This is a genomic window from Burkholderia latens (assembly GCF_902499045.1).
Classification (GTDB): domain Bacteria; phylum Pseudomonadota; class Gammaproteobacteria; order Burkholderiales; family Burkholderiaceae; genus Burkholderia; species Burkholderia latens.
This window is the reverse complement of sequence record NZ_CABVPL010000063.1, coordinates 1-26,207: the sequence shown is the minus strand read 5'-3', so window position 1 is coordinate 26,207 and position 26,207 is coordinate 1. Positions and strand designations below refer to the sequence as shown.

Genomic DNA, 26,207 nt, shown 5'->3' with positions numbered 1-26,207 from the left:
ATATATTTATCCAGAGCGCGCCTTGTCCGGGAGGGTTTTCACGTCGGCAGCACGTCGGCCCGGGGCAACGCCACGCCACAAAAGTATTAAACACTACATATTACGTTCATATCGATACATATCGACGACGTCAGCTGCCGTCTCATCATGATTGTCGGACAGCACTCCATGGATCCCCATTTTTCCGGCCGACGGAGCTGATTTTTCGTGAAACAACATGAAGAAAATCGCACAAGTCATTGCTGGACAAGGGTTTACGAGGGGCGTCGGTTTTTTCGAAATTGTTTCACGCTGCCTCGTATTCACCCCGTCGGCGCTTGCCAAGCATGCCGACTAGCGACCAATAGCCTGATCGATCCCCTTGCATCGCGGAACGCCGACGTAGACGCATTCGGGGACGACTGTCCCGCCCCGGAAAGCCTCGGCCAACCCACCCTCCCCTCCGAAGCCATGTCGGTCACTCGTATTTATTGGGGACACATCACAGGTCAAAGCTGCGTCGTCTGTCGCGTCCCATTTTTGGGTCGCCGCTGGCCGCCGAAAGACGTTGCCGGCCGAGTGGCGAAGCTGCGTGTCAGGCATGTCGTCATCGCTTGTGCATCCTCGCTGGCTCAGTAAGTTCGTGTCTGCGTGAACCGCATTCCTCAGCTATGGCCTGAGCAGTTGTCACGTGACAACGACTCCCGTCCGGCGGATCTGGCATTGCTGAACGCGCCACTCGCTTGAGATGGAGAACTCTCAGTTCCCCGACAAGAGCAAAGCAGGAATGAAGGTTATTCGGCCGCGGTGCTGAGACGGGTTGTTACGTGACAACCCACCGCAGTCGCAGTCGCAGTCGCAGTCGCAGTCGCAGTCGCAGTCGCAGTCGCAGTCGCAGTCGCAGTCGCAGTCGCAGTCGCACGAGCACGAGCACGAGCACGAGCACGAGCACGAGCACGAGCACGAGCACGAGCACGAGCACGAGCACGAGCACGAGCACCAGCACCAGCACCAGCACCAGCACCAGCACCAGCACCAGCACCAGCACCAGCACCAGCACCAGCACCAGCACCAGCGTTCCGTCATATTGCAGAACACGGCTGCCGCGTTGAGGACCGAAGAATCACGGAGACCGGTAGCGGATGCCAGATCGATGCGATCAGCCGGTCTGGCATGAAGCGTCCCATTTGTCACGTGACAACAGCATTGGGACGCCATTAAACCGGCAAGTCGCTATCAAGCCATTTGGAAATTTCGCGAGCGATGAAGACCGTCTATGTGGCGGATGCGGCGTACTCCTGGCAGTGCCGTGAAGACAACAAGCGCTCCCAACAGCGGCCGATTCTGCTTGTCGTTCTATTTTTAGTTCTCTTTTCCGACATCCGCGTGATGCAGCCATTCGGCCTACTTGTCACGTGACAACAACGTCGAGCAAAAAATAGATCCTCAAAATAATACTTTTCTGGACTTTCTCCCAATAACTACATATATTACGCAAAACTCCGTGGAGAAATTAATGGCTTTCAAGATCGCCGTCAGCAATCAAAAAGGTGGTACTGGAAAGACGACCATCTCTGTCAATATCGCCGCGGCCTTCGAGGCGGGCGGCAACAAGGTGGCGTTGATCGATGCCGACCCTCAAGGGACTTCAGTGAGATGGGTCACGAGCGGAGAACAGACTCTCCCGATGACTGTTTTGTCGCTCGCTCCGGCAGGCCGCGGCATCGGCGGCGAAATCAAGAAACAAGATGCGAATTTCGACGTGATTGTCGTCGACTGCCCCGGTAACCTCGAAGACCCTCGCATCGCGTCCGTGCTCGAAGTCGCGGACTTCTGCCTCGTTCCGCTGTCACCGTCCCCGGCTGACCTGTACAGCACCGTCGCGATGATCCGCATGATCGAGTCGATGCGTGCGGTCCGTAACCCCCAGTTGTCTTCCGCGCTGATGCTGAATAGCGTCAATGGAAAAACTAAAATGCGAGAAGAGATTTTAAAAATTTTAAAGGCTGAAGAAATAGGGGAGCATCTGCTCGACAGCCAGATCGCACAACGCGAGGTCTACCGGCAGACGTTCGCGCTCGGCACCACGATCCATCATCACAACCGCTACCTGAAAGGGCTGAAGGAAGCCCGAGCGGAAATCGAGAGACTGGTCACCGAAATGGCCCAATACATCGCGTCGACGCGCGCTACCGGAGCCGCTCATGGCTAAGGACACATCGAAAGAGAAGAAGCCCACCGGCAATCTGCATCTCGCAGCCGGCCTGCTGCGCGGGCTCGCGCAGGAAAACGCCGCGCTGGAAACGCGCCTGCCGGACCCGACGCCGGCATCGAACCCGGCCGTCGAAGCCTCAACGCCCGCCGCCACGGCCACGCCCGCGGACGCGCTCGAGCTTGGCGCCCCGCAAAAGGTCGCTGTGAAGGACTGTATTCCGAACCCGTTCAACCCGCGCGTGTTCTACTCGGAATCGAGCCTGCACGAGCTTGCGCTGACACTGAAACGGGAAGGGCAGATCGAGCCGATCAAGGTCACGCGGCTCCCGGAATTCCCCGGCAAGCTCGTCGTGATCGATGGGCAGCGCCGCTTGCGTGCGACGAGCATCAACGGCGACGAGACGATCAACGCGACGTTCCGTACGGACCATACGGCCGAGCAGCTCTATACGATCGCGTATCGCGCGAACCACGACCACGAGCGTCAGACCATCTTCGACGATGCGGTCGCATGGAAGCGCCTTCTCGATGAAAAGGTCTTTCCCGATCAGAACACGCTCGCGGAGAAGATCGGCAAGGACAAGGCATCGATCAGCAAGACACTGTCGCTGAACGCATTGCCGAACACGTTGCTCGAGCGGATGGCCAGCGCGAACGACGTGGTCGGCCTGCAGGCGGCATATTTCCTGAAGCTGATCTTCGAGCGCCTCGGTGAAGCGGCTGCCGATCGTCTGCTCACGGCGGTGATCGATCGAAAAAAATCCGTGCGCGACCTCGAGAATTTCCTCCGCGCGCAGAGCGACGGCAACAAGAAATCGGGACGCACGCGTTACAGCGTCCGCCATGATTTTGCGCTGGAATCGCGCGCGATCGGTCAATTGAAGACCTATCCGGACGGCCGCCTGGATCTGCAACTGAAGGGGGTGGACGCCTCGCAGCAGGAGGCACTCGCGGACCGGCTCAAGACGGTGATCGACGCGTACGTCGCCGAACTCGCGGCCGCCGCGCAAAAGTAACGGCCCAAAGCAAAGGCCTCGCGCATGCATTGCACCGGGCAGTCGGACGAATTCCGACGCTCGGTGCATGCGAGTCTACGAGGCCTTGAGCGATCAGTATCAGTTCGTCGCGAGGCTGCTTCTCAGCAGGAACTCCAGCAAGTCGTCCGAAGTCGGCTCGCCCCAGGTGTCGAGCGCCAGCCATCGGAAGAAACTGGTTTGCGCGAGCTTGCTCGCCTTCTTCTTCGGCGACAGCGTCAGATCCTTCGATCCGGCCACCGTTTCGTTGTAGCGCTCGATCAGCTTGGTCTGGTCGTCGATCTCCAGTTCACGGAAGTACGCACCGGCTTCGTCAACCTTCGCAGCAAGGTATTTGTCGCGAATCTGTTCCTGCTTGCTCTGCGCGGACTCCTTCGCCGGCGCGGCAGTTTCGGTGCCCTGCCCATCGGCCAGCGTGTAGCCGTGCGTCAGCGCCTTGCGGAAATACGCAGCCACGTTGTCGACGGGCGCCGCGTTCTTCTTCGTAGTCCGATTGAGCGTATAGGCGATCGCGGCCTTGATACGCTGTACGCCGTACTGCGTGATCAACCGGCGCGCTTCCGAACGCGGGATCCCGAACTTGGCGACCTCGTCGATCAGTGCCTCGTTCTTGACGTCGCCTTCCTCGACCGTATCCGCGCTCTGCTTGCGCGTCACCTTGAACTGGACGGCCTCCACGCTGCGGCCTGACTTGTGTTCGATCAGCTCGAGCGTGTGGTCGGAAACTTCGTTCACCTCTTGAATGCACGGCACCAGGACCTTGCTCTTGAAGAGCTTGTATTCCTTGTACGACTGCGACGCCTTGTCCTGGCCGAGAATCAGATCGCGGAATTTCGGCAGCGGAATCTTCGCGGTGATGCCGATGCCCTCGTAGCGCACCGTGTTTTCCCACAACGCCAGCGAGTGCGAACGCCGGAACTCGCGCGCGATCCGCATATCGATCAGCGCGTAGATCTCCGGATTGAGCAGCTCACTGCGAATCTGGTCCGAGAAGCTGTACTTCAGCACCGATTGCTCGAGTTCGGCGCCGGCGAGCAGACCGGACGCCTTCCACACCGTCGAGCGGTCTGCGGCCAGGTAGTCCCAGTTGACGACGGTACTGATCAGCGAGTTGACCGTGTCCTTCACGTACTTCGTGTTATTGCTGTTCAACCCGCTCTCGTGCGAAAGCGCGGCGATCGAGATCGAGAAGTTCGTGCGACCTGGCTCGAACGCTTCCTGACGAAGGGCGTTCTTGATCAGCGAGCTGAACATCTTGCGCTGCTGCAGACCGATCTTCCCGGACTTCGGAGCAATATGAATCGCCTGGACCGCCTTGCGCAGCAGATCGGGAGGCTCGGGCGTCTGAAATAGCGAGACCTGCTTGTCGGAGCCTTTGATTGCGGGCTTGCGCGGCATCGTGTTGTCCGGAGAAGGTGACCTTATTGATGGCGGACTTTATACCTTTTCCAGCCGTCAGGCAACGGGCTATTTTCGAGTACTACTTTCACTATCATCGCTAAGTCCATGTATTTAAATGATGATTGTCGATTTTTCGAGCAAGACAATGTCCCATATCCATATACCTTTCGCCGAAAAACGCTCCCAAATCCTGCTACCTGTCGCCCGCGACTGCGAAACCCGGCACAAGACTTGCGGAACCTAAGGTACCCGTCCATGGGAAGAAATCCATCGGAACGGGATGAGCGTCACCGGTTCGTGGTGCCGTGCAACACGGTCCGCATCCCTCCCATAACGCGGTACCTTTGACGCGTCCCATAGATGGATACCTGTGGAAGTGCGCGGGCAGCCCTTTATATCGATATGGTTTGCCTGATCGCGCAAACGGCCCCCATGAATGACTACCTTCAGATCTCCCCACAGAAGGGAACCTTTCGCCGGCCCCGATCCTGTTTATGGGATACCGACTCCATCGTTCCCGGCCAAACGAGACAGGCACGCGTGTAGAGTCACCATAAACGGCTACCTTGAGCCTGTCCCATAAACGGCAACCTCACACCGCCCGTGAAGCAACCGGGGTGACAAAAGACCCGGTGACAAGGTCCCATAACTGGCTACCAAAATAGTGCCCCACAAACGGCTACCTCAAGCGTTTTCGAGCCGGAATCCCATAACAGGCTACGCGTGCCCCATATCCACAACCCCTGTTTCCCACAGCGCGGTACCCGATTCCCCAAATCCACAGACCTGAAGCCCCATACTCTTCCGCCTGTGCTCCCATAAATGGGTACCGAACACCCGCGAAACCCTTACCAGACAAGGCTTTGAGCCGTCTAAAGGTAGTTAAAGAAGTAAACGTGGTTTACCAAAAATGTAAACACACGTGTGCCTGTGCAGAAAAACAACCCCCATAAACCGCTACCAAAGTCATCCCCCTGTGGCGGGCACACACAGTCGTCGTGCTTACGGGTCCATAGGTCACCACGGATGTGGACAGCCGCGCCATTCGTTTCAAGCCTGACAAGGCTTTCCACAGGGGGTAAGTACCCACTCACAAGGGCTCAAACGTAGAAACTTATGGGAGGAAATCGGCGTTTTCGGACGTTAGGTTCCCGTCTATGGGATCGCGAAACCGCCGGAGCAGGCTGTTCGACCCGAAGCTATCGACGCAAAACGCTCGTCAAAGCCGGGGTGTGCTTGTCGTTCGTTTCCGCCGTAACCGCAACAAATCACCGCAATTCAGCGGCAAGCAGTTTTGCGCGCCCGAGGCCGGAGTTCCAGAGATAACTCTTCGACTAGCTGCAACGGACCCTTGCGGCGCTTCCCGGCCCATACGCGGTGTGGAGACAACACTGGCTGATCGCTACCTTTTCATCGGGCCACACATTCTTCTACCTTTGGACGCACGTGAGGCAGCTCGCGATCTGCCGGCTGTGTCAGCGAAGGCGCCTCGGCGGCCTGATGAATCGCGACAATTTTCGCATCGTCTCGGACGTGAGCCAGGTGTCGGTGCAAATCCGCCTCGGCAGATCCAGGTGCGGATCCCGAACGTTCTCACCATTGAGCACCGATGCATCCTGTAAAAGCTCACCGGCGAAGTGGCGCCGAATTTTGGCGCTTCATCACGAAACGTCTACGCGCTTCACGCGAAAAACCGAGAGCCATGCTCGGCCGCGGACGAATCGGTACGTCTGCCGCACAGAACAATACGCATCCAGACAAGAGACGGTGACGAGCGGGCGCACATTCTCTGACACGGGGCATCGGATGATTGCCCGCACGGACCCGTGATCGTATGCCGCTCGAAGCGTTCACCTTTGCGCACGCAAGCGTCCTTTCCCACAACTGGCGACGGACAGCGTCGAACAGGTAACCGCATGTGGGGCGACCGGCTACCCGATCGTTCACGCTGTGTCTTTACCGGAGTTTCTCCGCTCGAACCGCACCCGGCATGCACGCGATCGTGGTCGTTTATGGGAGACGCAGCGGCTCAAGCCGAAGCAACGCACAACATTGCACATTCATCCGCGATATCACCGGTGCGCCGGCTCATCGAACGACGATCACGTCGCGCGAGCGGCGCGATTGAGCGGACGAATCCGTCGACATCATCCCGACGCACCCACACCCAGCACCGCAATGAACCTCGCCCTCACGGACAACGCACGTCCGACTGACTGAACGAGTCGTTCGTCACACGATTGCCGTGATCGACATACCCGACCGCCATGCGGCGCGATGTACCGTCCCGTTACCGGGCGATAGACGAGGCTGGGCCGCATGCGTCGGACGATGGCGCGTGGCGGTTCTCGTCTGTGGGTTCCCACGAATCTTTGCACGATGGCGCCACATTTTTTGCAACGCGGTTATGATGCAAAGGCCCTGATCGCGACACGCAAGCCGATCGGAGCAGGGGCGGTATCTCGATGTACTTTCATCCGTGATCAATCAGAAAAGAGAGTTCAGCGATGCGAATCCAGATCAAAACACTCACGCTGGCTGCTACGGCGGCAGCGTTCCTCTTCGGCTCGGCGGCACCAGTGTTCGCGCAGACCGAAGCCAGCGCACCGGCTGCCCAGGACGCGAAAGCCGCGAAGAGTGAAGCGCGCAAGGCAGCACGGGCAAAGCGCAAAGCCGAACACAAGGCAGCACGCGCGAAGAACACCGCCGAACTGAAGAAGCTCGAAGACGCTGGTTACAAGCCGGCGGCCAACGATCCGAACTATCCGCAGAACCTGCAGAATGCGCAGAAGAAGGCGGGCGAAGCCGCTGGCGCAAGCCAATAAGCGTCCCCGCCGTACGACAAGCCCCGGCCTCGCGCCGGGGTTTGTCGTTTGTGCCGTGAAAACACGATGCATGTGCGCGCTTGATCGAAGCTTCGCATCCGCGACAATCGATTCGTGCTCCTCATGTTCCATGCCGACGTATCGGCTCCGTCGTCGGCCGGGTATGTCATCGTCATGCGTTCGCTCGCGCCGTTAGCCCGGCACGACGGACATGCGATGAAAGCGATCCGCTCCCTCGAACGAACAGCGACGCTTGCCATATACCGGCCTTCGTATGTAGCTGCTATGGAATGCGAAAGAACGCGGTGAAATTTCCGCATGCGCCTGGCAACGAACCACAAACGCGGCGCGAACGAGGATCGACCGAAATTCGCACCGACGTTCCCGCTACTGCCGGCATGATCAGCGCCGCGCGTTCGCCACCACTGCATTGCCCGTTGCTTTCAGCCAATCCTTGAATGCCCGCACGGCTTCATCCTCCGCACGCGCGGCTGCCACGTAAGTGAAATAGCGCCACGGCGGCAGTGCCGGTTCGCTGAACGGCTGCACCAGGCGGCCTTCGGCAATATCGTCCGCGACGAGCGCGATCGGCCCCATTGCAACGCCGAGGCCGTCAAGCGCACCTTGCAGCGTCAGATAGAAGTGCTCGAGCGTGAGCGAGTGTCGCGGCACCAGGTTCGCGCACCCGGCCGCCGCAAGCCATTCCGGCCACATGCCGGGATAGGTCGCCGCATGCAGCAGCGTGAATCCGGCAAGGTCGGCCGGCGTGCGCAGCGGCCGGCCCTCGAGCAGCTTCGGCGCGCACACGGGCAGCCGGACTTCGGACAGGAATTCTTCCGCAACATATCCGTCGATGGCCTGCGGGCCGCCACGCACGATCAGGTCGACCTTGTCGCGCAGTTTGTCGATCGGCTCGTTGGACGTCGACAGCCGGACTTCGATGGCCGGATGGGCAACCTGGAACGACGACAGCTTCGGCACGAGCCAGCGCAGCGAAAACGTCGCGGGCGCGCTCACGCGCAGCACGCGCTGCTGCCTCTGACCGAAATGCTGCGCGGTGGCGAGCGCGATGCGGTCGAACGATGCGCCGACCTCGGCGAGATATGCGCGGCCGGCATCGGTCAGCTCGACTCGTCGGTTGTGCCGTTCGAACAGCGGCCGGCCAAGCCAGGCCTCGAGCTGCTGCACATGCCGGCTGATCGCGCCATGCGTGACGCATAGCTCGTCAGCGGCGAGCGTGAAGCTGCCGAGACGGGCAGCGGCTTCGAACGCGCGCAGCGAATTCAATGGAGGGAGTCGTCGGGCCATGTGTCGTTCGTGTGATATTTGCTCACGCGAATACTCAGATTTAATCGTTTGATCGGGCGATCATGCTCCGCCAATATGGCACACAAACGGCCATCGCGGCCGGTATATCTGTCTGAATTTCTCACATGGAGTATGGAGCATGCCGAACGTGGTCGTAGTGGGCGCCCAATGGGGCGACGAAGGCAAGGGGCGCGTCGTGGACTGGCTCGCGGCGCAAGCCGATCTCGTCGCCCGCTACAACGGCGGCCACAACGCGGGCCATACGCTCGTCGTGGGCGACAAGACGTACAAGCTCGCGCTGCTGCCGAGCGGTATCGTGCGCGGCAAGCGCGGCGTGATCGGCAATGGCGTGGCGCTCGATCCGGAAGCGCTGCTGGCCGAGATCGGCCGGATGGCAGAACTCGGGCTGCCGGTCACGCCGGACAATCTGTCGATCGCCGAGAACGCGACGCTGGTCCTGCCGATTCACCGCGCGATCGACCAGGCGCAGGAGCGTCTGCGTCGCGAGCCCATCGGCACCACGCTGCGCGGCATCGGGCCAGCCTATGAGGACAAGGTCGGTCGCCGCGGGCTACGCGTCGCCGATCTCGCTGAACCGGGCCGGCTCGCCGACAAGCTGGACGTGCTCGTCGATCACCACAATGCGTGGTTTCTCGGGCTGGGGCTCGAGCCGTGCTCGCGCGACGCGATGCTGACGACGCTCGTCGACATCGCGCCGAAGATCTTGCCGTTCGTGCGTCCCGTGTGGGCCGACCTGAACGACGCGACCGACCGCGGCGAACGGATCCTGTTCGAGGGCTCTCAGGCCGTGATGCTCGACATCGACTGGGGCACCTATCCGTTCGTGACGTCGTCGGGCACCGTTGCATCGGCCGCGGCGGCCGGCACGGGCCTGGGTGCGGCAAAGCTCGGTCACGTGCTCGGCGTGACGAAGGCATACGCGACGCGTGTCGGCGGCGGCCCGTTCCTTACCGAGCTGACCGGCGCGACCGGCGAAGCGTTGCGCGAGCGCGGGCGCGAATTCGGCGTCAACACCGGGCGGCCGCGCCGATGCGGGTGGCTCGATGCTGTGCAGTTGCGGCAGGCCGTGCGAATCTCGGGCATCGATTCGCTCGCGCTGACCAAGCTCGACGTGCTCGACGGTTTCACGTCGATCGAGCTGTGCGTCGGCTACGAGCTTGATGGCGCGCGCGTCGAGCATCTGCCCGCGGGCCTCGATGCGCACGCACGCGCGAAGCCGGTGTACGAACGGTTCCCGGGGTGGGACGGCACGGTGAAGGGCGTGCGCGATCGTGCGGCGCTGCCGCGCGCCGCGCAGGATTTCATTGCACGGATCGAGGCGGTCGCGGGCGCCCCGGTGTCGATGATCACGACCGGCGCCGAGCGGGACGACACGATCGTGCTGAGCAACCCGTTCGACGCGGCCTGAGCGCGCCGGCGCGCGTGCCACGCAGGGCCGGCCCCGCGATGCGGCCTGCGCCGATCGGCCGCCGATTGCCCTGGGACATCGACCGTCGCGTGAACGACGGTGCGCCGCCGACGCGCACGGCCAACTGGACACGCCTGCACCGCTGCGGTACTGTTCGGCACAATTCGCGCCAGACCGGCCTGCGCCGCGGCGAAGCGATTTCAATCCCGGAGACATGTCGATGGACACGTTACAGATGATGCGCATTTTCGTCCGGGTGGCGGAGGAGGGCAGCTTCACGAGCGCGGCTCAGCGCCTGGACATCACCACCGCGTACGCATCGCGTTCGGTCGCGCAACTGGAAACGCACCTGCGCACGCGTCTGCTCAACCGGAGCACGCGCCGCATCGCATTGACCGACGCCGGGCAGCGCTATCTCGACCGGTGTCAGCGCATCCTCGGCTATATCGACGAAGCGGAAGCCGAGGCGGCCGACGCGCAGGCGAAGCCGTCGGGCCGCCTGCATGTGCACGCGACAACGAGCTTCGGGCAGGCGTACCTGGTGCCTGCGGTCGTGCGATACCGGCAGCGCTACCCGTCGGTGGCGGTCGAGCTCACGCTGTCGCAGCACGTGCCGGACATCATCGACGAAGGCTACGACGTGTCGCTGCAACTGAGCACGACGGAGCTGCCCGATTCCGGGCTGGTATCGCAGCGGCTCGGTGACGTGCACAGCGTGCTGTGCGCGTCGCCTGCCTATCTGAACGAGCGCGGCACGCCGCGCACCGTGCGCGATCTCGACGCGCATTCGTGCCTGCAGATCGTCACGCCGGTATTTCCGCGCGACCGCTGGCATCTCGATGGTCCGAACGGTCGAGAGACATTCGAGCTGCCGCAGCAGGATTTCCAGGTCAACATTGCCGACGCGCTCGGTGCCGCGCTGCGCGCCGGCCTCGGGATCGGCTCATTGCCGATGTCGAGCGCGGTGCCCGCCCTCGCGAGCGGTGCGCTGGTTCGCGTATTGCCCGAGTATCGTTTGCAGAAGCTGACGGTCTACGCGCTGTACGCGTCGCGCCAGTATCTCGATGCGAAGATCCGCACGTTCGTCGATTTTCTGCGGGAATGCGTGCCCGAAATGCTGTCCGCCGACGAGGCGGCGCTGCGCGGTTCCTGCAAATCTTGAACGAAGACGGCCAGCATGTGCGGGGCTGAATGGCGCCGCGTGCGTCATGTCGCTGATGAACCGACGTTGCCATGCTCGGAATGCTTCGCATCCCGAAGTTGATGGCGCATCGCCGCGCGTTTTGCCAAGCGGGCATCCTGCCCGAACGCACCGACGTCGGTCAGACAGCGCCGCCGGCGCTCGCGTAACGAAAAATCCCTGCCCGCAAACGACAACGCCACGGATGCATGTCCGTGGCGTTCTGCTTGCCGTGCATCGGCGCGCGGCAATCGTGATTGCGCGCTGCGCGGTTACTGCGGTTTGTTCCAGAGCGTACGCCCGAAGAACGTGAGCGTGCGGTCCCACGCGATCTGCGACCACACCGGATCGAACTGCGTGCCGGCGATGCGGCCCGGGCCGACGGCCGTTTCGTTCGCGAACGCATGATGCGCGAGATAGCGGTGAAACTCGATGCCGACCTTCGCGTCGGTCAGCTTCTTCTCCAGCGCATCGACCTGATCGATCGCGAAGAACGCATCCTGCGTACCCCAGTGGCCCATCAGCGGCACCTTGATCTTCGACGGATCGAGGTAGTCGAGCGGAGGGAAGCCGTACCACGTGACGCCGGCATCCGCGTCGGCGAACTGCAGCGACAGCAGCGTGAGTGCGCCGCCCATGCAGAAGCCGGTGACCGCGACGCGCGATGCGCGCGTCTTCAGGTATTGCACCGCGCCGGGAATGTCCTGCGACGCGGCGTCGCCGAAATCGAGACCGGTCATCAGATGATGTGCCTCTTCTTCCTCGACCGTCGATTTGCCGCGATACAGATCGGGCACGAGCGCGAAGTAGCCGCAGCGCGCGAGGCGATCGGCGACGCCGCGAATCTGGTCATTCAGGCCCCACCATTCCTGGATGACGACGACCGCGGGCGCGCCTTCGGTTTTTTCCGGCGTCGCGAGGTAGCCCTGCAGTTCCTGCCCGTCCGGGCGGCGAAACGTGATCATGGAACCGGATGTTTGAGACATGAAACCGCTCCTTTTCGAAAAATGCGATGAGTGCGGCATCGGGTCGGCCAGCGAGTGCGGTATGTCCGGTGACGCTGGGTTCGCCCGCGTTCGCTTCGGCCGGCGCCGACCACGCGGCCATTCTATGCGCAATCGCCGGCGGTCTGCGCGAAGCGGCGGGGCGGCGACCTGTCCGGTATTGCGTCGATCGTTCGCGTTGCATCGTCTGGCACGCAGGAAGCGAGACACCCCGCCCCGATGAGCGGGAGCGGGGTGTCTCGTCGGCAACGGCACGCGTAGCTGCGCGTACGCCGCGTGCGTTACCTTACTGGCCGAAATAAACCGAATCGCGAGCGCTTGGCTTGACCGCAATCGCCCGGCCCCCGCGCACGCCGGCGGCAGCCTGGACGCCGTACCCGGTTGTGTCGTCGTTTGCGACGCGTGCCTGCGCGGTCTGCAACGCATTCGGGTAGTGCGCGTCCGACAGTTCCGGCTTGTACCCGGCCTGTTCGAGCTGCACGAGTTCTGCGCGGACCTGCGCGCGCGTCAGCTCGCCCGACGGGTTCGACTGCGCGAATGCGCCAAAGGATGCGGTAAGCGCGGTAGCAGCGGCGACTGCATAGATGAACGACTTCATGGGACCTCCGGTTTTCGTAGATTTCGCGCTTCGCTGGTTGCGTCGAGCGGTTGATTGCATCGTAGCGATCGCGATACCGGCCGGAAATACGCGTTCCAGTGAATGATTATTGCAACCGGGTATACGATCCGTGCGAAGCGCGATTTCGTCTGATGGTCTTGGCGGCGGAGAGCGGAGAGCAGACGCAAGTCCGCGCATCGACGAAATTACGCGCGCTTCGCGTATCGCATCACTCGCCGACCACCGCCTGCCGTTTCCGGTATTCGGCAGGCGTGATCCCGACATGCTTCGCGAACGACCTTCTGAGCGTATCGACGTTCGTGAAGCCGCATTTCGCGGCGACTTGCTTCGGCGTGTGATGTCCGCTTTCGAGCAACTGTCGGGCTGCGGAGATGCGCGTGGCCTCGACCCATGCGGCCGGCGTCATGCCGACCTCCGCGCGGAAGAGCCGCGCGAAGTGGCGCGGGCTCATGCCCGCATGCTTCGCCAGTTCCGCCACCGAGTGCTCGAGTTCGGGATGGCTCGCGACCCAGCGCTGGACTTCCTGCAGCACCGAACGCCCGGCCGGCCGCGCGTCGCCGCCGCGGCTGAACTGGAGCTGCCCGCCCGGACGCTTGAAGAACATGACGAGCTGCGCGGCGACGCGGCGCGCGACTTCGCGGCCGAGATCTTCCTCGACCAGCGCGAGCGCGAGATCGAGGCCGGCGGTAACGCCGGCGCCGGTGCGCAGCTTGCCGTCGCGTACATATAGCGCGTCGGCTTCGACCGTGAGCGACGGATACGCTTCGGCGAGCGCGTCGGCGGTAGCCCAGTGCGTAGTCAGCCGGCGTCCTTTCAGCAAGCCGGTTGCCGCGAGGATGAACGCGCCGGTGCAGATGGAGCCATACCGTTTGCTTTGCACGGCGGCCGATCGCAGCCATGCGAGAACATCGGTTCGCAGCGCGATCCGGCCCGCACCCGGCGCACCGGCGACGAGCAGTGTGTCGATGCGATCCGGTATGTCGGGGACGATCCAGTCGGCCAGCAACCGGGCACCGGACGACGTGCGGATCGGGCCTGACTCGCTCGCGATGATTCGCAGCGTATAGAACGGCTTGCCGCATTCCGCGTTCGCCTGTGCGAATACGTCGAGCGGCGCGGAGACGTCGAGCAGTTGTACGCCCGGTACCGCGAAAATACCCACGACCTTCGGCATGTTCGATTGCGCGCGGTGACGCTGTGGCCAATGTGACGCGTAGCAGTATAGGCGTGCGATGCGATGAAGCGAGCGGCCGGCAGCGGACTACGCGCGCGCGTGTTCATGGTTTGGGGGTCGATGGCAGCCGATCGCGCGAAATGGCAGGAATTGTCGTAATACGTCGATTGCTGCCAAATCGCGGCCTCCGGAGAATGGATGCTGTCTTCAATGGAGGTCGATCATGACTGTGAACGTTGCCGGCATCACCCTTCCCGACAGCCAACTGGCTCGGGAGGTCACCGAACTCGTGCGCGACACCGAATCCGAACTGCTGTTTCATCACTCGAGCCGCGTCTATTACTTCGGCGCGCTGGCCGGCCAGCGCCGCGGGCTCCGCTACGATCCCGAGCTGCTTTATTGCGGCTGCATGTTCCACGACATGGGGCTCACACATCGGCACAGCAGCGCGTGCGCGCGATTCGAAGTGGACGGCGCGAACGCCGCCCGGGATTTCCTGCAGAGCAAAGGCATTTCGCAACAGGACATCGGCGTCGTCTGGACCGCTATCGCGCTGCACACCACGCCCGGGATTCCGCAACACATGCATCCAGTCATCGCGCTCGTGACGGCCGGTGTCGAAATGGACGTGCTGGGCCTCAAGTATTCCGAGTACAGCGACGTCGAGCGCGAGGCCATCGTCCGCGCGCATCCGCGCACACCGCATTTCAAGGAGGACATCATCCAGGCGTTCTATGACGGCATCCGGCACAAGCCGGACACGACGTTCGGCAACGTGAAGGCCGATGTGCTGGCCGACAAGGATCCGCATTTCCATGCGGGCAATTTCTGCAGCGTGATTCGCGGATCGGCGTGGGCCGGTTGATCGGTGTCGTGAGCGGGGAGTGTTTCGGAAAGGCGCAGTGCAGCACGCATCGGGCTCGATGCCACGGCGGAGGCGCGCGCCGGTCTCCCGACGGTTACTCGTTGGAAGGGTTGTCACGTGACAATCGTATGACGTAAACGGGCGACTTTATATACTGAATGTCGCCTCCCGCGCTCCGAAGCGAATCTTCGATTCGCACCACCCGATAACGCGTCAAGGGCGCGGGGGGTACACCGCAGGCCCCTTTCGCCTGGTACTCGCCGCAGCGGCCACCGAAAAGACCACTACGATCCGATTCGCCCGCTTCCGGCAAAACGCCTATAATGGATGGGCAAATTGCCGGAGAAGAGTCATGAGCACGATCGCATTCCATCCTTCGGGCGTCCCGCACCCGCGTCAGGCCGAATTCGCGATACTCGAGCAACTGCTCGCGATCCGCGTGCGTTCGGGCGCCGATCTGGCCGATCTGGCGAGCGCGCGCGTCGACGTCGCGGTGATCGACCGGCTGTCGGAGCACGGGCTGAAATCGGACGAGTTGGCGTTCATCATTCCGCGGCGCACGTTGAGCCACCGCCGCCAGGCACACGAGCGTCTGTCGCCGGAGGAATCCGACAAGGCGATCCGGCTCGCGCGCATCGTCGCGCAGGCGACGGCCACGTTCGGCGACCAGGACAAGGCGATGGCATGGCTGCGCAACGGGCTCCAGCGCTTCGGCGGCCGCACGTCGCTCGACATGTCGAGCACCGAACACGGCGCGCGACTGGTCGAAGAGGCGCTCACGCAGATCGACGAGGGGTACTTCGCTTGACGACGCTTTGGCGGATCAGCAATTACGCGGACCTGAAAGGCGTCGGCGGATTGCGGGCGGGCGGGCGCTGGCATTATGCCGGGCAGCCGGTCGTCTACCTTGCCGAGCATCCGGCACTCGCACTTCTCGAGACGCTCGTTCATTTCGAAATCGCCACCGTCGCGCAATTGCCGAGCGGATATCAGTTGCTTCGCATCGACGTGCCCGAATCGGTCGACGTTGCCGAGATCGCGGAAGGCGATGCGCCGGCCGACTGGCGCGAAGACGTCGACTGGACTCGCAGCGCCGGCACTGAATGGTTGCATGCGCAACCAACTGCGTTACTGCGCGTGCCGAGCGTCGTCGTGCCGCATGCGCATAATTTCCTGCTGAATCCGCTGCACCCCGCGGCGTCCGGCATCCGGATCGCGGAGATCATGCAATCGCCGTACGACAGCCGGATTCTGCGGCTGGTCCATGCGAGCAAGGGTGTGTAAACCCGATTGTGCGTCGTTGCGTGTGCAATGCCGCTCAGCGTTCGCGTGCGGCGCGATCCGCCGCTGCATCCGGTGCCAGCGTCTGCCGGATTCGCGTCACCGTTCGTGAACTGGCGAGGCCCAGCATCGCGCTGACGTCGGCATGCGGATGGCCATCGAGCAACTGGCGGCGCGCATACGTATTGCGCAGTACGCGCGGGCTCAGGTCCGTGGCGTGGAACCCGATCGTGGTCAGCGCTTCGCGCACAACCAGAAGCAGGAACATGTCGTTCATTGCGCCGCCGCCGCGCGGTGCGGGAAACAGCAGCGCCGATGCCGGCGCATCCGCCGAGATCGAGCGCCACGCGGCAAGCGGCGCCCACGCAAACGACGCGAGTGCGATCGTTCGCGCCGGCCGCGCGCGCTTGCGCGGCACGACGAGCGCCGGCGGCCGTGCGTCGAGATCCAGCGCATCGCGGGTCACGGCGCGTATCTCGGCCGACGTGATGCCGCTCGCGAGCAGCAGCGCAACGATCGCGCGGTTCCGGCAGGCGGCCGGCGTGTCGTCCGGGCGCGGCTGAACGTGGCGCTGTAGCGCGGCGTCGGCATTAGCCGACAGGTAGCACGGCTCCGGTTCGCCATCCGGCCATGCAAGATCGCGCGTCGTACGGCCGGCGGGGTGGCGCGTTCGCACACCGGTCTCCACGAGATGGCGGGATAGCCGCTCGATCAGCTTCGCATAGCGCATGCGCGTCGACGTGCCCGGCGCGCAGCTCCGTTCGAGCTCGACCAGGAACGATGCGACGTGATCGGAGCCGAACGTCGCCAGCGATACACGCTGCGACACCAGATGGCGCAGGAAACGTTCGAACATCGCTATGTGCTGCACGATCGATCGCGGCGCGAACGGCCGGCGGCCGGCACCGGTGGCGGCCGTTTCCTGCCACGCGCGAAACGCGCCGACGGGGTCGTGAGTCCAGCGATTCGTATCCATGCAGGATTTATATCCTTACGTCGCAGCGCCGGCAATCTTGCGCCGCCGGCATCGAAAGATCACGCGACCCACGGGCCGGTTGCGGCGATTGTCAAACAGTGTGAGGCAATCGTCAGCATTTGCAACGGAAGTAACAGTCGCCGCAATCCGGCGGTTTTGCGCGTTGGCGCCGCTACATTAGCTCCACCTGCCGCACGTCGCGGTGAGGCATGCGACAAGCCGCACGGAGCGGCCCGCAGCAACAACGTCTTTGGGGAGAATGACCATGAACAAGATTCGCACGATTCTGCTTGGCGCCGCGCTGACGGCAATCGCATCGGCTGCTTTCGCCCAAACCGCCCAGACGGGCGCGGAGGGTTCCGCCGGCGTCGGCGCACAGGTCCATACGCCGCTGCTCGGCGGCGGCGTGGGCGTGCAGGCTGGTGCGGGCGCGAACGCAGCCGGTTCGGGTTCGGGCGCGGGCAATCTCGTCGGCGGTGCACTGCATGGCGTCGGCAAGACGGTCGGCGATGTCGGCTCGGCAGCCGGCAATACGGTCGGCGGCGCGACGCAAGCGGTCGGTTCGGCAGCCGGCTCGGCAAAGGATGCGGCAGCATCGGCCGCGCATGCGACGAAGGCACACGTGAAGCATGTCGCGGGCTCGGCGAAGAGCCACGCGCAACGCGCGGTGTCGACGGCGGGCGATGTCGCCGGCGGCGCGAAGGCGAAGGCCGGCGAAGCGCTCGAAGGCGCGACGAACTCGGTACAGGGCGGCGCATCGGTCGGCGTGAAGGGATCGGCGTCGGCACAAGGCGGCGCGCTGTAAGCGATACGTTTTCCGTGAACGCCCGGTCCGCTTCGATGCGGGCCGGGTTTTTTGTTGACGGGTACGAACATCGCGCGAGCGCTCGTCGTCTATCGGCCGGCCGTGGCCCGCCGCTCATTTCGTCTCGAAGCGAACGACTGCTCGGACGACCACACCTTGCTGTCGTTGCGTTGCCGTCCGAAGAAATAGACGGGACGGAGTCCGAACTAAACGTGGCGCGGCGCGACGTCGATGCTGCTTGCCGGTCGCCGGGCCACGCGTGATGCGTCAGCCGCTCGACCGCGACGCGCACTGCTATCGCATCCGCTTCCAAACCGCGTCCGCGCCGGGCACGCATGCCGCATCGATCGACGCGGCGCTGACCGGCGGAATGCGCCCCGCCCACGGTGCGGCCCGCTCGAGCTGCGCGGCCAGCGAAAACAGCAGCGACGTGCCGCCGGAAACGAGCCACGCCTTGTCGCGCAGCGGCGTGCCGCCGCAGTAGCCGGCGCCGGCGGTTGCCAGCGGAATGCTGAACGACGTGCTGCCGGCGCACTGGTCGCCGCGCTTGAGCAGCGCGCGATTGACGCGTTCGCGCAGCAGTTGCATGCCGTCGAAGCGGATTTCGTGCAGCGTTCCGTGGAATGGGCCGGGCGACAGTTGATCGAGCCGGATCGACGGCCGTGCGTGCATTCCGCATGGCTGTCGACGTCATTGCACGCGAAGCGCCGGATGAACGGCGTCGCGTCGGCAACGGATACCGCGGACGGCAAACGGGTGGGCTGCATGGCGGATTGGGCGATCGACGAAGGCGTTTGCCGACAATGCGCACACAATCGGCGATTGGCAATGCGTTTTTACCGCGGGGGGCGGCGATCTTCGGCGGCCGTGGTGAAATCCCGTCCCTGCGCGCCGATTCCCGAATTCGAGCGTCGCGCTTCGGCCACACTCGCCGTTTCACAGTGCACAATGCCGGTCGCCATCGCCCCTTCGTCTTGAATCAGAGGAACCTCCGTGAAGTTCATCCACGCGGCAGACATTCACCTTGACAGCCCGTTGCACGGCCTGAGCGCGTATCCCGACGCGCCGGCCGCGCAGTTGCGCAACGCGTCGCGCGAGGCGCTGCGGCAGCTCGTGGATCGTGCAATCGAAGAGGAAGTCGCGTTCCTCGTGATTGCCGGCGACTTGTACGACGGCGACTGGAAGGACCACAACACCGGCATCTTCTTCGGCCAGCAGATGGGCCGCCTGCGCAAGGCCGGCATTCGCGTATTCGTGCTCGGCGGCAATCATGATGCCGAGAGCGAGATGACGAAGAAGCTGACCTTGCCCGACAACGTGACCGTGTTCGGACACCGGAAGCCGGAGACGTTCACGCTGCCGGAATTCGACGTCGCGCTGCACGGGCAGAGCTTCAAGGACAAGGCGGTCGTCGACAATCTCGCGATCGGCTATCCGGACCCCGTGCCGGGTCATTACAACATCGGCGTGCTGCACACCGCGCTCGAAGGCCATGCGCTGCATGCGAACTACGCGCCGTGCTCGCTGGCGGAACTGCATGCGAAAGGCTACGACTACTGGGCGCTCGGCCACGTGCACGAGTTTCAGCAATGGACGGGGCCGTCGACAGTCGTGTTTCCCGGCAACCTGCAGGGCCGCCATATCCGCGAGACGGGCCGCCGCGGCGCGGTCATCGTGACGGTCGAGCAGGGCCGCACGCACGTCGAACGCCTGTACCTCGACGTGCTGCGCTGGGAAGCCGTGTCGGTCGATGCGTCCGACTGCTTCACCGTCGCCGATCTGTCGAGAAAGATCGGCCAGTCGCTCGAGACGTTGCTGAGCGTGGACGGCCACGTGCCGCGCGCGGTGCGCGTGACGGTCAGCGGGCGGACGCCCGCGCACGGTCTCTTTTTCGGCCGCGCACCGCAGTTGCGCGCGGAGGTGCTGAACCAGATCGGCATCATCGGCAACGAACGGCTGTGGCTGGAGAAGGTGCGGCTCGCGACGTCCGCGCCGGCGCAGCCGCAGCGCGAGAGCGAGCAGTTCGAGGCATTGGAGGATCTGAAGCGGATCCTGGCGGAGGCCGCGCACGATCCGGACTTCCTCGCGCTGCTCGAACGCGACCTGAGGCCGTTCGTCGGCAAGGTGCGCAGCGACGTGAAGGAGGAAGTGCCGCTGCTGACGATGGCGCGCGCCGGCGAACTCGCGGCGCTGGTCGAGCAGGTCGGGCCCGCGCTGCTCGCGCGGCTGGCGAGGGGAGAGTAAGCGATGCGCATCAGCCAGCTCGATCTGATCAAGTACGGCAAGTTCACCGACGAAACGCTGCGCTTTCCGTCGGCAACGCAGGACTTCCACGTGATCGTGGGGCCGAACGAGGCCGGCAAGTCGACGATCCGCACGGCCGTGTCGGAACTGCTGTTCGGGATGAAGCTGCAGACGCCGCTCGACTTCCTGCATGCGACGCCCGAACTGCGGATCGGCGGCGTGCTGGACGGCCGCACCGGCACGCTCGCGTTTCATCGCGCGCGCGGGCGCAGCCCATTGCGTACGCCGGCCGACGACAAGCTGCCGGACGACTATCTGACTGCGGTCCTTGACGGCGCGACGCGCGAGTTCTTCGAGCAGATGTTCGGGCTCGACCATGGGCGCCTCGTCGATGGCGGCCGCAGCATTCTCGACGCATCCGACAAGCTCGGCCAGGTGCTCTTCGAATCGGCGGCGGGCGTCGGCACGCTCGGGCCGGTGCGCGACGAACTCGACGCGCGCGCCGCGGAGCTGTGGGCGCCGCGACGCAGCGGCAGCGCGTTCGCGCAGGCGGAGGCGCTGTTCAACGAAGCCGTCGGCGAACTGAAGGCGGTCCAGGTGCGCACGCGCGACTGGGTCGATCGCAAGGAAGCGCGCGATGCAATCGAGCACGAGATCGAGCAGGCGCGCGCGGAGCAGCGTCGCCTCGAGGCGCTGCGCTCGAAGCTCGAACGCGTGCGCCGACTGGCGCCGTACCTGAAGGAGCTGACGATCAAGGAAGCGGCGCTCGCCGAGCTCGGTGCCGTCGTCGAGTTGCCGCCGACTGCGTACGCGGATCTGCTGAAAGCGCAAGGCGACCTCGCGGCCGAGCGCAAGGTGCTCGAAGAGCGGCGTGCGGACCTGCTCGCGAAACGGCAGGCACGCGATGCGATCGAGCCGGATGCCGACGTACTGGCACTCGAAGGCGACATCGAAGCGCTCGACCGGTTGCGCGGCGCATGCATGAATCACGCACAGGACTTGCTGCTGCTCGGTGCGGAAGTCCAGCGGCATCTGTCGGCCGCCGGCGCCGCCGCCGCGCAGCTCGGCTGGCCGACCGACGAGCCGTCGCTGCGCGCCGCGCTGCCGAGCGCGCTGTCGCTGAAGACTGTCGCGAACCTGTTGCGCGATCACGGCGCGCTGCATCAGGCGTTGGCCGGTGCGCGCGAGGCGCTCGACGAGCGCACTCGGGAGCTGGCGCAAGTGCAGGACCAACTGGCGCGACTGTCGACGGTCGAGGTGCCCGAAGTGCTGCGCGCGGCCCTCGCCGATGCGCAGGGATTTCGCGGCAGCGGTCAGCGCGAGCAGGCGCTCGAACGCGACATCGCTGCCGCGGAGCGAACACTCGCCGACGCGCTCGATGCGCTCGGCCAATGGCGCAAGCCGGTCGATGCGCTGCGGTTGCTCGACGTGCCGTCGGCTGCGCGGCTCGGTGCGCTGCTCAACGAAGCGAGCGAACGCGCGAGCGCGGCGGCTGCCGCGCGCGACGCGCGGGACGCTGCGCGCGAAGAACTCGAGCGGCTCGAACTGCAGGAGAAGCATTTCGCGGAGACCCACAAGGTCGTCACGACCGCCGACGTGCACGCGGCGCGCGCGCGTCGCGACGGTGCGTGGGGCGACGTCCGCAGCGGTGCGATCGATCTTGCGACCGGCGCGCCGGCCGTCGACGATGCGATTCGCCTCGCCGACGAACTCGTCGACGCGCAGCTCGGCGCGACGCAGGCCGCGGCGACGCTGCAATCGCTGCGCCAGCAGGTCGAGTCCGCGCGCGCGGTGTTGACGCGCCGGCAGGCAGCCGTGGACGAACGCGAGCGCGAGCTGACGGCGCATCGTGACGCATGGGCGGCACTGGCGGCGACGGCCGGCGTACCGGGCATGCCGCTCGCGGCGATGGGCGACTGGCTCGCGAAGCGCGACACGGTGTTCGCGGCGCAGGTCGAGCTCGACCGTCTGCGTCGCGAATTCGCGACGATCCGCGATGCACGCGCCGGTGCGGAAGCCGCGTTGCGTTCGGCGCTGCGGCTGGTATCGCGCGGCAACGATGCCGACGGACTGGCCGCACTCGTCGCGATCGCCGAGACGTTCGTGCAGTCGGCAGAGAAGACGCTCGCCCAGAAGGACAGCCTCGAGGATCGCGCACGCGAAGCCGAGCGCGGCTGCGCGACGGCCCGCTCGCGCGCCGGTCAGGCCCAGACCGCGTACGACGCATGGCACGCGCAATGGCGCGACGCGCTCGCCGACGCGAAGCTGTCCGCGAACGCGGTGACGCTGGCTGCGGCCGAAGGTGCACTCGCGCTGGCGAATACGGTGACGGCCGAACTGGCCGGCGCCGATGCGCCGCGTAGCCGGATCGCCGCGATCCGTGCGGAGTTGGCCGCGCTCGAGACCGGCGCACGGCGGCTTGCCGAAGCGCTGGAGCCTGCATGGCTGGCGGGCGGCGACTGGCTCGACGTCGCGCGCCGGTTGACGATGCGCGTGGCGGCTGCCCGGGAAACCGCGCGGGCAATCGCACGTGCCGACGACGCGGTGCGGCAGGCGGACGGCAAGGTCGCCGATGCGGCTGCGGCCGTCGCCGGTGCGGATGCGCGCATTCAACCGTTGCTGCAACTGGCCGGCGTCGCGTCGATCGACGCGGCACTGCCGCTGGCCGAACGATCGGATCGGCAGCGCGCGCTGCGGCAGGCCGTCGAAGCCGCGAAGGAGGCGCTCGTGCGCGACGGCGACGGGTTGTCCCAGTCGTCCGTCGAGGCCGAGGTCGCAGAACAGGACATCGCCGACGTGCCCGCGCATCTCGAAGCCGTGAAGCAGGCGCTGGCCGACGTCGGCAAACGCCTGAACGAACTCGCGCGGCAACAGGTCGTGGCCCAGCAGGCATTCGGCGCGATCGACGGGCAGGCGAACGCGGCGGTGGCCGAGGCGAAGCGGCAGGAAGCGCTGGCGGCAATGGGCGACGCGGCCGAGCAGTATCTGGAAGTGGCGACCGCGAGCCGTCTGCTGAAGTGGGCGACCGATCGCTATCGTGACCAGAAGCAGGGGCCGATGCTGCGCCGGGCGGGCGAGATTTTCGCGGGGCTCACGCTCGGCGAATTCGCGCGGCTGACAGTCGACACCGAACGGACGCCGCCCGCTCTCTATGCGCGCCGCACGAAGGGCACGTCGGTCGAGGTCGCCGGCCTGAGCGAAGGGACGCGCGACCAGCTGTTCCTCGCGTTGCGGATCGCGGCGCTCGAACTGCAGCTCGCCAGCAGGGGCGCGCTGCCGTTCGTCGCCGACGATCTGTTCATCAACTTCGACGATGCGCGCGCGAAGGCCGGGCTCGAGGCGCTGCGCGATCTGTCGACGCGGACCCAGGTGCTGTTCCTGACTCACCACGATCACCTGCTGCCGCTCGTGCGCGACGTGTTCGGCGCGCAGGTGAACGTGGTCGCATTGCAGCGCGAGGCTGCCGGTGCATGACGCCGGGTGGCCGATATCCAATACGTGGGAATGGTCATCGCGTGCAGGTAGTATGTGCGGTTCCGAATTGCACGCGACCGGTTCGGCCGGTCGCGGCGCCGGCCACACGAGGGGATTCGACAATGAACAAGCTGGTAGCTGCCATCGCGTTCGCGGCGGACAAGCATCGCAATCAGCGGCGCAAGGACGACGACGCGTCGCCGTACATCAACCATCCGATCGCGCTGGCCGACGTGCTGGCCAACGAAGCCGGCATCGAGGACGAGCGCGTGATCGTCGCGGCGGTGCTGCACGACACGATCGAGGATACGGAGACGACCGAACAGGAACTGCTGCGGCTGTTCGGCAAGGATGTCGCCGACATCGTGATGGAAGTCACCGACGACAAGTCGTTGCCGAAGGACGAGCGCAAGCGTCTGCAGGTCGAGCATGCGGCGACCCTCAGCCGGCGCGCGAAGCTGGTGAAGCTGGCCGACAAGATCTGCAACCTGCGCGACATCGCACGGCATCCGCCTGCGGATTGGCCGCTCGAACGCAAGCAGGCGTACTTCGACTGGGCGAAGTCGGTGGTCGACCGGATGCGCGGCGTGCATCCGGGGCTGGAGGCGATCTTCGATGCCGCGTACGACGCGCGGCCGGCGAACTGACGCGCGGCCATGCGGGCGGCACGATCCCGATCCGTTGCGCGGTCATTGGCCGCGGTCGCGGGCGTCGACGTCGGCGGCGACAGGAAGCTGTGCGATCTCGTGATCCTGCGCGGCTCGACGATCGTCTGTCGCGAGGCGCGGATTGCGCCGGAAGCACTGCCTGCGCTGTGCATCGCGCATGACGTGATGGCCGTCGGCGTCGATGCACCGAGCCTGTGGTGGACGGGAACCGGACGTCGGGCTGCGGAGCAGGCGCTCGCACGCGAGCGGATTTCGTGTTTCCCGACGCCGTCGCGCGAGCAGGCCATGGCGAGCGCGTCCGGTTTCTTCGACTGGATGTTCACGGGCGAGCGCGTGTATCGCGCGCTGGCATCTGTCTATCCGCTGCTGACTGATGCACGGTATGCCGGCGGACGCGTGAGCTTCGAGACCTATCCGTATGCGATTACGTGCGCGATGCTCGGCAAGGCGGTCGCGTCGGCGAAGCTGAAGCGCGTTCAGCGGCGGCAATTGCTGACGCAGCTCGGGATCGACGTGTCGGCATTGCGATCGGTCGATGCGCGGGACGCCACGCTGTGTGCGTTGACCGCACAATACGTGATCGACGGAAAAGCGCATGCGTACGGCGACGCGGAGGGCGGGTATATCCGTGTGCCGGTCGTCGGCGAGCCGATCGTTCTCGATGGGCTCCAGCCGCGGAGTGCGCGCGGCTGAGGCGAGCTTTTTCGGGGGATGTGCGGGGACTGTCGGCGTGGAAGGCGTAGCGCGGCGACAGTTGATCGGCGGACTCGGCGGCAGGTTGCGGCGACATACGCGTAGATGCACGGTACGTGCGCCGGCGGTGATGCTCAGTCGTCGAGGATGGACTTCGGGACGCTCGACAGATCACAAGCGTCGGCCTGCTCATAATAAATTTGCGCATCGTCGATCATCACGACCGCGACGTCGATCAGTTCGTCGAGCCGCTGCAGTAGCGATTCGCGCCACTCGGCGTCCTCGTCGCGCTCGGGTGTCTTGTCGAGCTGCTCGATGATCGAGTCGGCGGTTTGCAGAAACGGGATCGCCTGTTGATAGTTTTCGATCGACACCATCGCCGCATTGCGCGCGCCGACGAGCCGTTCCCGATGCTCGTCCGCCAGTTCGGATTCGCCGCAGATGCGCGGCAGGACACCCGAGATCCGTTGCAGAAGCGGCGGAACGTTTTCTTCCAGCATGACGGCGCGTTCGCGCAGTGCGACGTACTCGTCGCGAAGATCGGCGTCGCCGGATTGGGTGGTGCTGTCCATCGTCGGTATGAGTGCGTTGTTCGATCGCGGCATGATACTCGACGGTGGGATGTGCTTTGATGGTTCCGCAGCGTGGCTATTGGTGCGAATCGAGGGCGGGGAGAGATCGAACGCGGGGCGCGGTGCTGCTTCTTCTATTTCTTCTATACAGGGAGAAGGAAGAATGCTTTTTCGGTCGTCGCCGGCTCGCCACGCATGTATGCGGAGCGCCATAAGTAAAGCCGCCGTGCGCGGCAGCGCACGGGGGCTTTTTCAAGAATATTTTCACAAAGGGGTTGCGCGGGGTGGGATGGGTGCCTAGAATCACGCCTCTTTCGCGCTGATGGCAAGGCGGCGCGGAGGAGGAAGGGAAGCGGTGCTTGCAGGTTGCGGTAGCAGCCGCTGAGCACACGAAGCTGAACCCCTCGCGGTCACGACGAAGCAGTTCAGAAAGTTGTTGACGAGCGAAGAAAGGCGGTTCAT

The 26,207-nt window shown here is 64.5% G+C and carries 23 protein-coding genes; 14 read left to right on the top strand and 9 right to left on the bottom strand.

The genetic code is table 11. The features are described 5' to 3' along the window. Window positions 1–802 precede the first annotated feature (802 nt). A complete protein-coding gene (locus tag BSE24067_RS29240; RefSeq protein ID WP_174904945.1) occupies window positions 803–1,051 on the bottom strand; it encodes a hypothetical protein in 249 nt (82 codons plus the stop codon). 191 nt (window positions 1,052–1,242) lie between these two features. Between BSE24067_RS29240 and BSE24067_RS29235 the strand changes: the two genes are divergently transcribed. The 3 genes from BSE24067_RS29235 to BSE24067_RS29225 all read left to right on the top strand — a co-directional run bounded on the left by BSE24067_RS29235 (window position 1,243) and on the right by BSE24067_RS29225 (window position 3,209). Further along, the gene (locus BSE24067_RS29235) at window positions 1,243–1,398 is read left to right on the top strand and encodes a hypothetical protein (protein WP_170297514.1); all 156 of its coding nucleotides are present in this window, start codon (window positions 1,243–1,245) and stop codon (window positions 1,396–1,398) included. A 97-nt stretch (window positions 1,399–1,495) separates the two neighbouring features. Beyond that, a complete protein-coding gene (locus BSE24067_RS29230; RefSeq protein WP_151066232.1) occupies window positions 1,496–2,191 on the top strand; it encodes a ParA family protein in 696 nt (231 codons plus the stop codon). Next, on the top strand, window positions 2,184–3,209 hold the full coding sequence (locus tag BSE24067_RS29225) for a ParB/RepB/Spo0J family partition protein (RefSeq protein WP_151066231.1): 1,026 nt from the start codon (window positions 2,184–2,186) through the stop codon (window positions 3,207–3,209). Before BSE24067_RS29230 ends, BSE24067_RS29225 begins: the two co-directional genes overlap by 8 nt. Before the next feature lie 99 nt (window positions 3,210–3,308). Here BSE24067_RS29225 and BSE24067_RS29220 read toward each other — a convergent pair whose 3' ends face one another. Further along, entirely contained in the window at window positions 3,309–4,625 is a 1,317-nt protein-coding gene (locus BSE24067_RS29220) for a replication initiation protein (protein WP_151066230.1), read from the bottom strand. A gap of 2,510 nt (window positions 4,626–7,135) precedes the next feature. Between BSE24067_RS29220 and BSE24067_RS29215 the strand changes: the two genes are divergently transcribed. After that, window positions 7,136–7,453 carry a DUF4148 domain-containing protein gene (locus BSE24067_RS29215; protein ID WP_151066229.1) on the top strand — a complete coding sequence of 106 codons (318 nt, stop codon included), beginning with the start codon at window positions 7,136–7,138 and terminating at the stop codon, window positions 7,451–7,453. A gap of 402 nt (window positions 7,454–7,855) precedes the next feature. On the opposite strand, the gene gcvA is transcribed toward BSE24067_RS29215, so the two are convergent. After that, the gene (gcvA, locus tag BSE24067_RS29210; RefSeq protein WP_151066228.1) at window positions 7,856–8,761 is read right to left on the bottom strand and encodes a transcriptional regulator GcvA; all 906 of its coding nucleotides are present in this window, start codon (window positions 8,759–8,761) and stop codon (window positions 7,856–7,858) included. A 139-nt stretch (window positions 8,762–8,900) separates the two neighbouring features. Here gcvA and BSE24067_RS29205 point away from each other — a divergent pair, with 139 nt between their 5' ends. Together BSE24067_RS29205 and BSE24067_RS29200 are read left to right on the top strand one after the other, a co-directional pair. Beyond that, complete coding sequence (locus BSE24067_RS29205; RefSeq protein WP_151066227.1) at window positions 8,901–10,190, top strand: adenylosuccinate synthase; 1,290 nt, start codon at window positions 8,901–8,903, stop codon at window positions 10,188–10,190. A gap of 220 nt (window positions 10,191–10,410) precedes the next feature. Continuing rightward, window positions 10,411–11,352, top strand: a complete 942-nt coding sequence (locus BSE24067_RS29200; RefSeq protein ID WP_151066226.1) for a LysR family transcriptional regulator — start codon at window positions 10,411–10,413, stop codon at window positions 11,350–11,352. A 290-nt stretch (window positions 11,353–11,642) separates the two neighbouring features. Here BSE24067_RS29200 and BSE24067_RS29195 read toward each other — a convergent pair whose 3' ends face one another. The 3 genes from BSE24067_RS29195 to BSE24067_RS29185 all read right to left on the bottom strand — a co-directional run bounded on the left by BSE24067_RS29195 (window position 11,643) and on the right by BSE24067_RS29185 (window position 14,167). Then, on the bottom strand, window positions 11,643–12,356 hold the full coding sequence (locus tag BSE24067_RS29195) for a dienelactone hydrolase family protein (protein ID WP_151066225.1): 714 nt from the start codon (window positions 12,354–12,356) through the stop codon (window positions 11,643–11,645). A gap of 304 nt (window positions 12,357–12,660) precedes the next feature. Then, a complete protein-coding gene (locus BSE24067_RS29190; RefSeq protein ID WP_151066224.1) occupies window positions 12,661–12,972 on the bottom strand; it encodes a DUF4148 domain-containing protein in 312 nt (103 codons plus the stop codon). A gap of 229 nt (window positions 12,973–13,201) precedes the next feature. Next, window positions 13,202–14,167 (bottom strand): GlxA family transcriptional regulator, encoded by a 966-nt coding sequence (locus BSE24067_RS29185; protein ID WP_151066223.1) that lies wholly within the window; start codon window positions 14,165–14,167, stop codon window positions 13,202–13,204. A 223-nt stretch (window positions 14,168–14,390) separates the two neighbouring features. On the opposite strand from BSE24067_RS29185, the gene BSE24067_RS29180 reads away from it, so the two are divergent. The 3 genes from BSE24067_RS29180 to BSE24067_RS29170 all read left to right on the top strand — a co-directional run bounded on the left by BSE24067_RS29180 (window position 14,391) and on the right by BSE24067_RS29170 (window position 16,316). Next, window positions 14,391–15,032, top strand: coding sequence for an HD domain-containing protein (locus tag BSE24067_RS29180; RefSeq protein ID WP_151066222.1), 642 nt, complete (start codon window positions 14,391–14,393; stop codon window positions 15,030–15,032). A 352-nt stretch (window positions 15,033–15,384) separates the two neighbouring features. Further along, window positions 15,385–15,840: a type II RES/Xre toxin-antitoxin system antitoxin gene (gene parS / locus BSE24067_RS29175; protein ID WP_151066221.1), complete on the top strand. Its 456-nt coding sequence runs from the start codon at window positions 15,385–15,387 to the stop codon at window positions 15,838–15,840. After that, entirely contained in the window at window positions 15,837–16,316 is a 480-nt protein-coding gene (locus BSE24067_RS29170) for an RES family NAD+ phosphorylase (protein ID WP_151066220.1), read from the top strand. The genes parS and BSE24067_RS29170 overlap by 4 nt, the downstream gene beginning before the upstream one ends. A gap of 34 nt (window positions 16,317–16,350) precedes the next feature. Here BSE24067_RS29170 and BSE24067_RS29165 read toward each other — a convergent pair whose 3' ends face one another. Continuing rightward, a complete protein-coding gene (locus BSE24067_RS29165) occupies window positions 16,351–17,289 on the bottom strand; it encodes a tyrosine-type recombinase/integrase (protein ID WP_151066219.1) in 939 nt (312 codons plus the stop codon). Window positions 17,290–17,554: 265 nt separating this feature from the next. Here BSE24067_RS29165 and BSE24067_RS29160 point away from each other — a divergent pair, with 265 nt between their 5' ends. Next, a complete protein-coding gene (locus BSE24067_RS29160; protein WP_151066218.1) occupies window positions 17,555–18,094 on the top strand; it encodes a hypothetical protein in 540 nt (179 codons plus the stop codon). 294 nt (window positions 18,095–18,388) lie between these two features. Here BSE24067_RS29160 and BSE24067_RS29155 read toward each other — a convergent pair whose 3' ends face one another. Continuing rightward, on the bottom strand, window positions 18,389–18,766 hold the full coding sequence (locus tag BSE24067_RS29155) for an AraC family transcriptional regulator (RefSeq protein ID WP_244130545.1): 378 nt from the start codon (window positions 18,764–18,766) through the stop codon (window positions 18,389–18,391). 321 nt (window positions 18,767–19,087) lie between these two features. Between BSE24067_RS29155 and BSE24067_RS29150 the strand changes: the two genes are divergently transcribed. The 4 genes from BSE24067_RS29150 (at window position 19,088) to BSE24067_RS29135 (ending at window position 25,173) form a co-directional block, all read left to right on the top strand. Further along, window positions 19,088–20,338, top strand: a complete 1,251-nt coding sequence (locus tag BSE24067_RS29150; protein ID WP_151066217.1) for a metallophosphoesterase family protein — start codon at window positions 19,088–19,090, stop codon at window positions 20,336–20,338. 3 nt (window positions 20,339–20,341) lie between these two features. Next, complete coding sequence (locus tag BSE24067_RS29145; protein WP_151066216.1) at window positions 20,342–23,812, top strand: ATP-binding protein; 3,471 nt, start codon at window positions 20,342–20,344, stop codon at window positions 23,810–23,812. Between the two features lie 122 nt (window positions 23,813–23,934). Further along, entirely contained in the window at window positions 23,935–24,459 is a 525-nt protein-coding gene (locus tag BSE24067_RS29140) for an HD domain-containing protein (protein WP_151066215.1), read from the top strand. A gap of 9 nt (window positions 24,460–24,468) precedes the next feature. Next, on the top strand, window positions 24,469–25,173 hold the full coding sequence (locus BSE24067_RS29135; RefSeq protein WP_151066214.1) for a DUF429 domain-containing protein: 705 nt from the start codon (window positions 24,469–24,471) through the stop codon (window positions 25,171–25,173). Window positions 25,174–25,307: 134 nt separating this feature from the next. Here BSE24067_RS29135 and BSE24067_RS29130 read toward each other — a convergent pair whose 3' ends face one another. Further along, window positions 25,308–25,745, bottom strand: coding sequence for an ATPase (locus BSE24067_RS29130; protein WP_170297513.1), 438 nt, complete (start codon window positions 25,743–25,745; stop codon window positions 25,308–25,310). Window positions 25,746–26,207 lie beyond the last annotated feature (462 nt).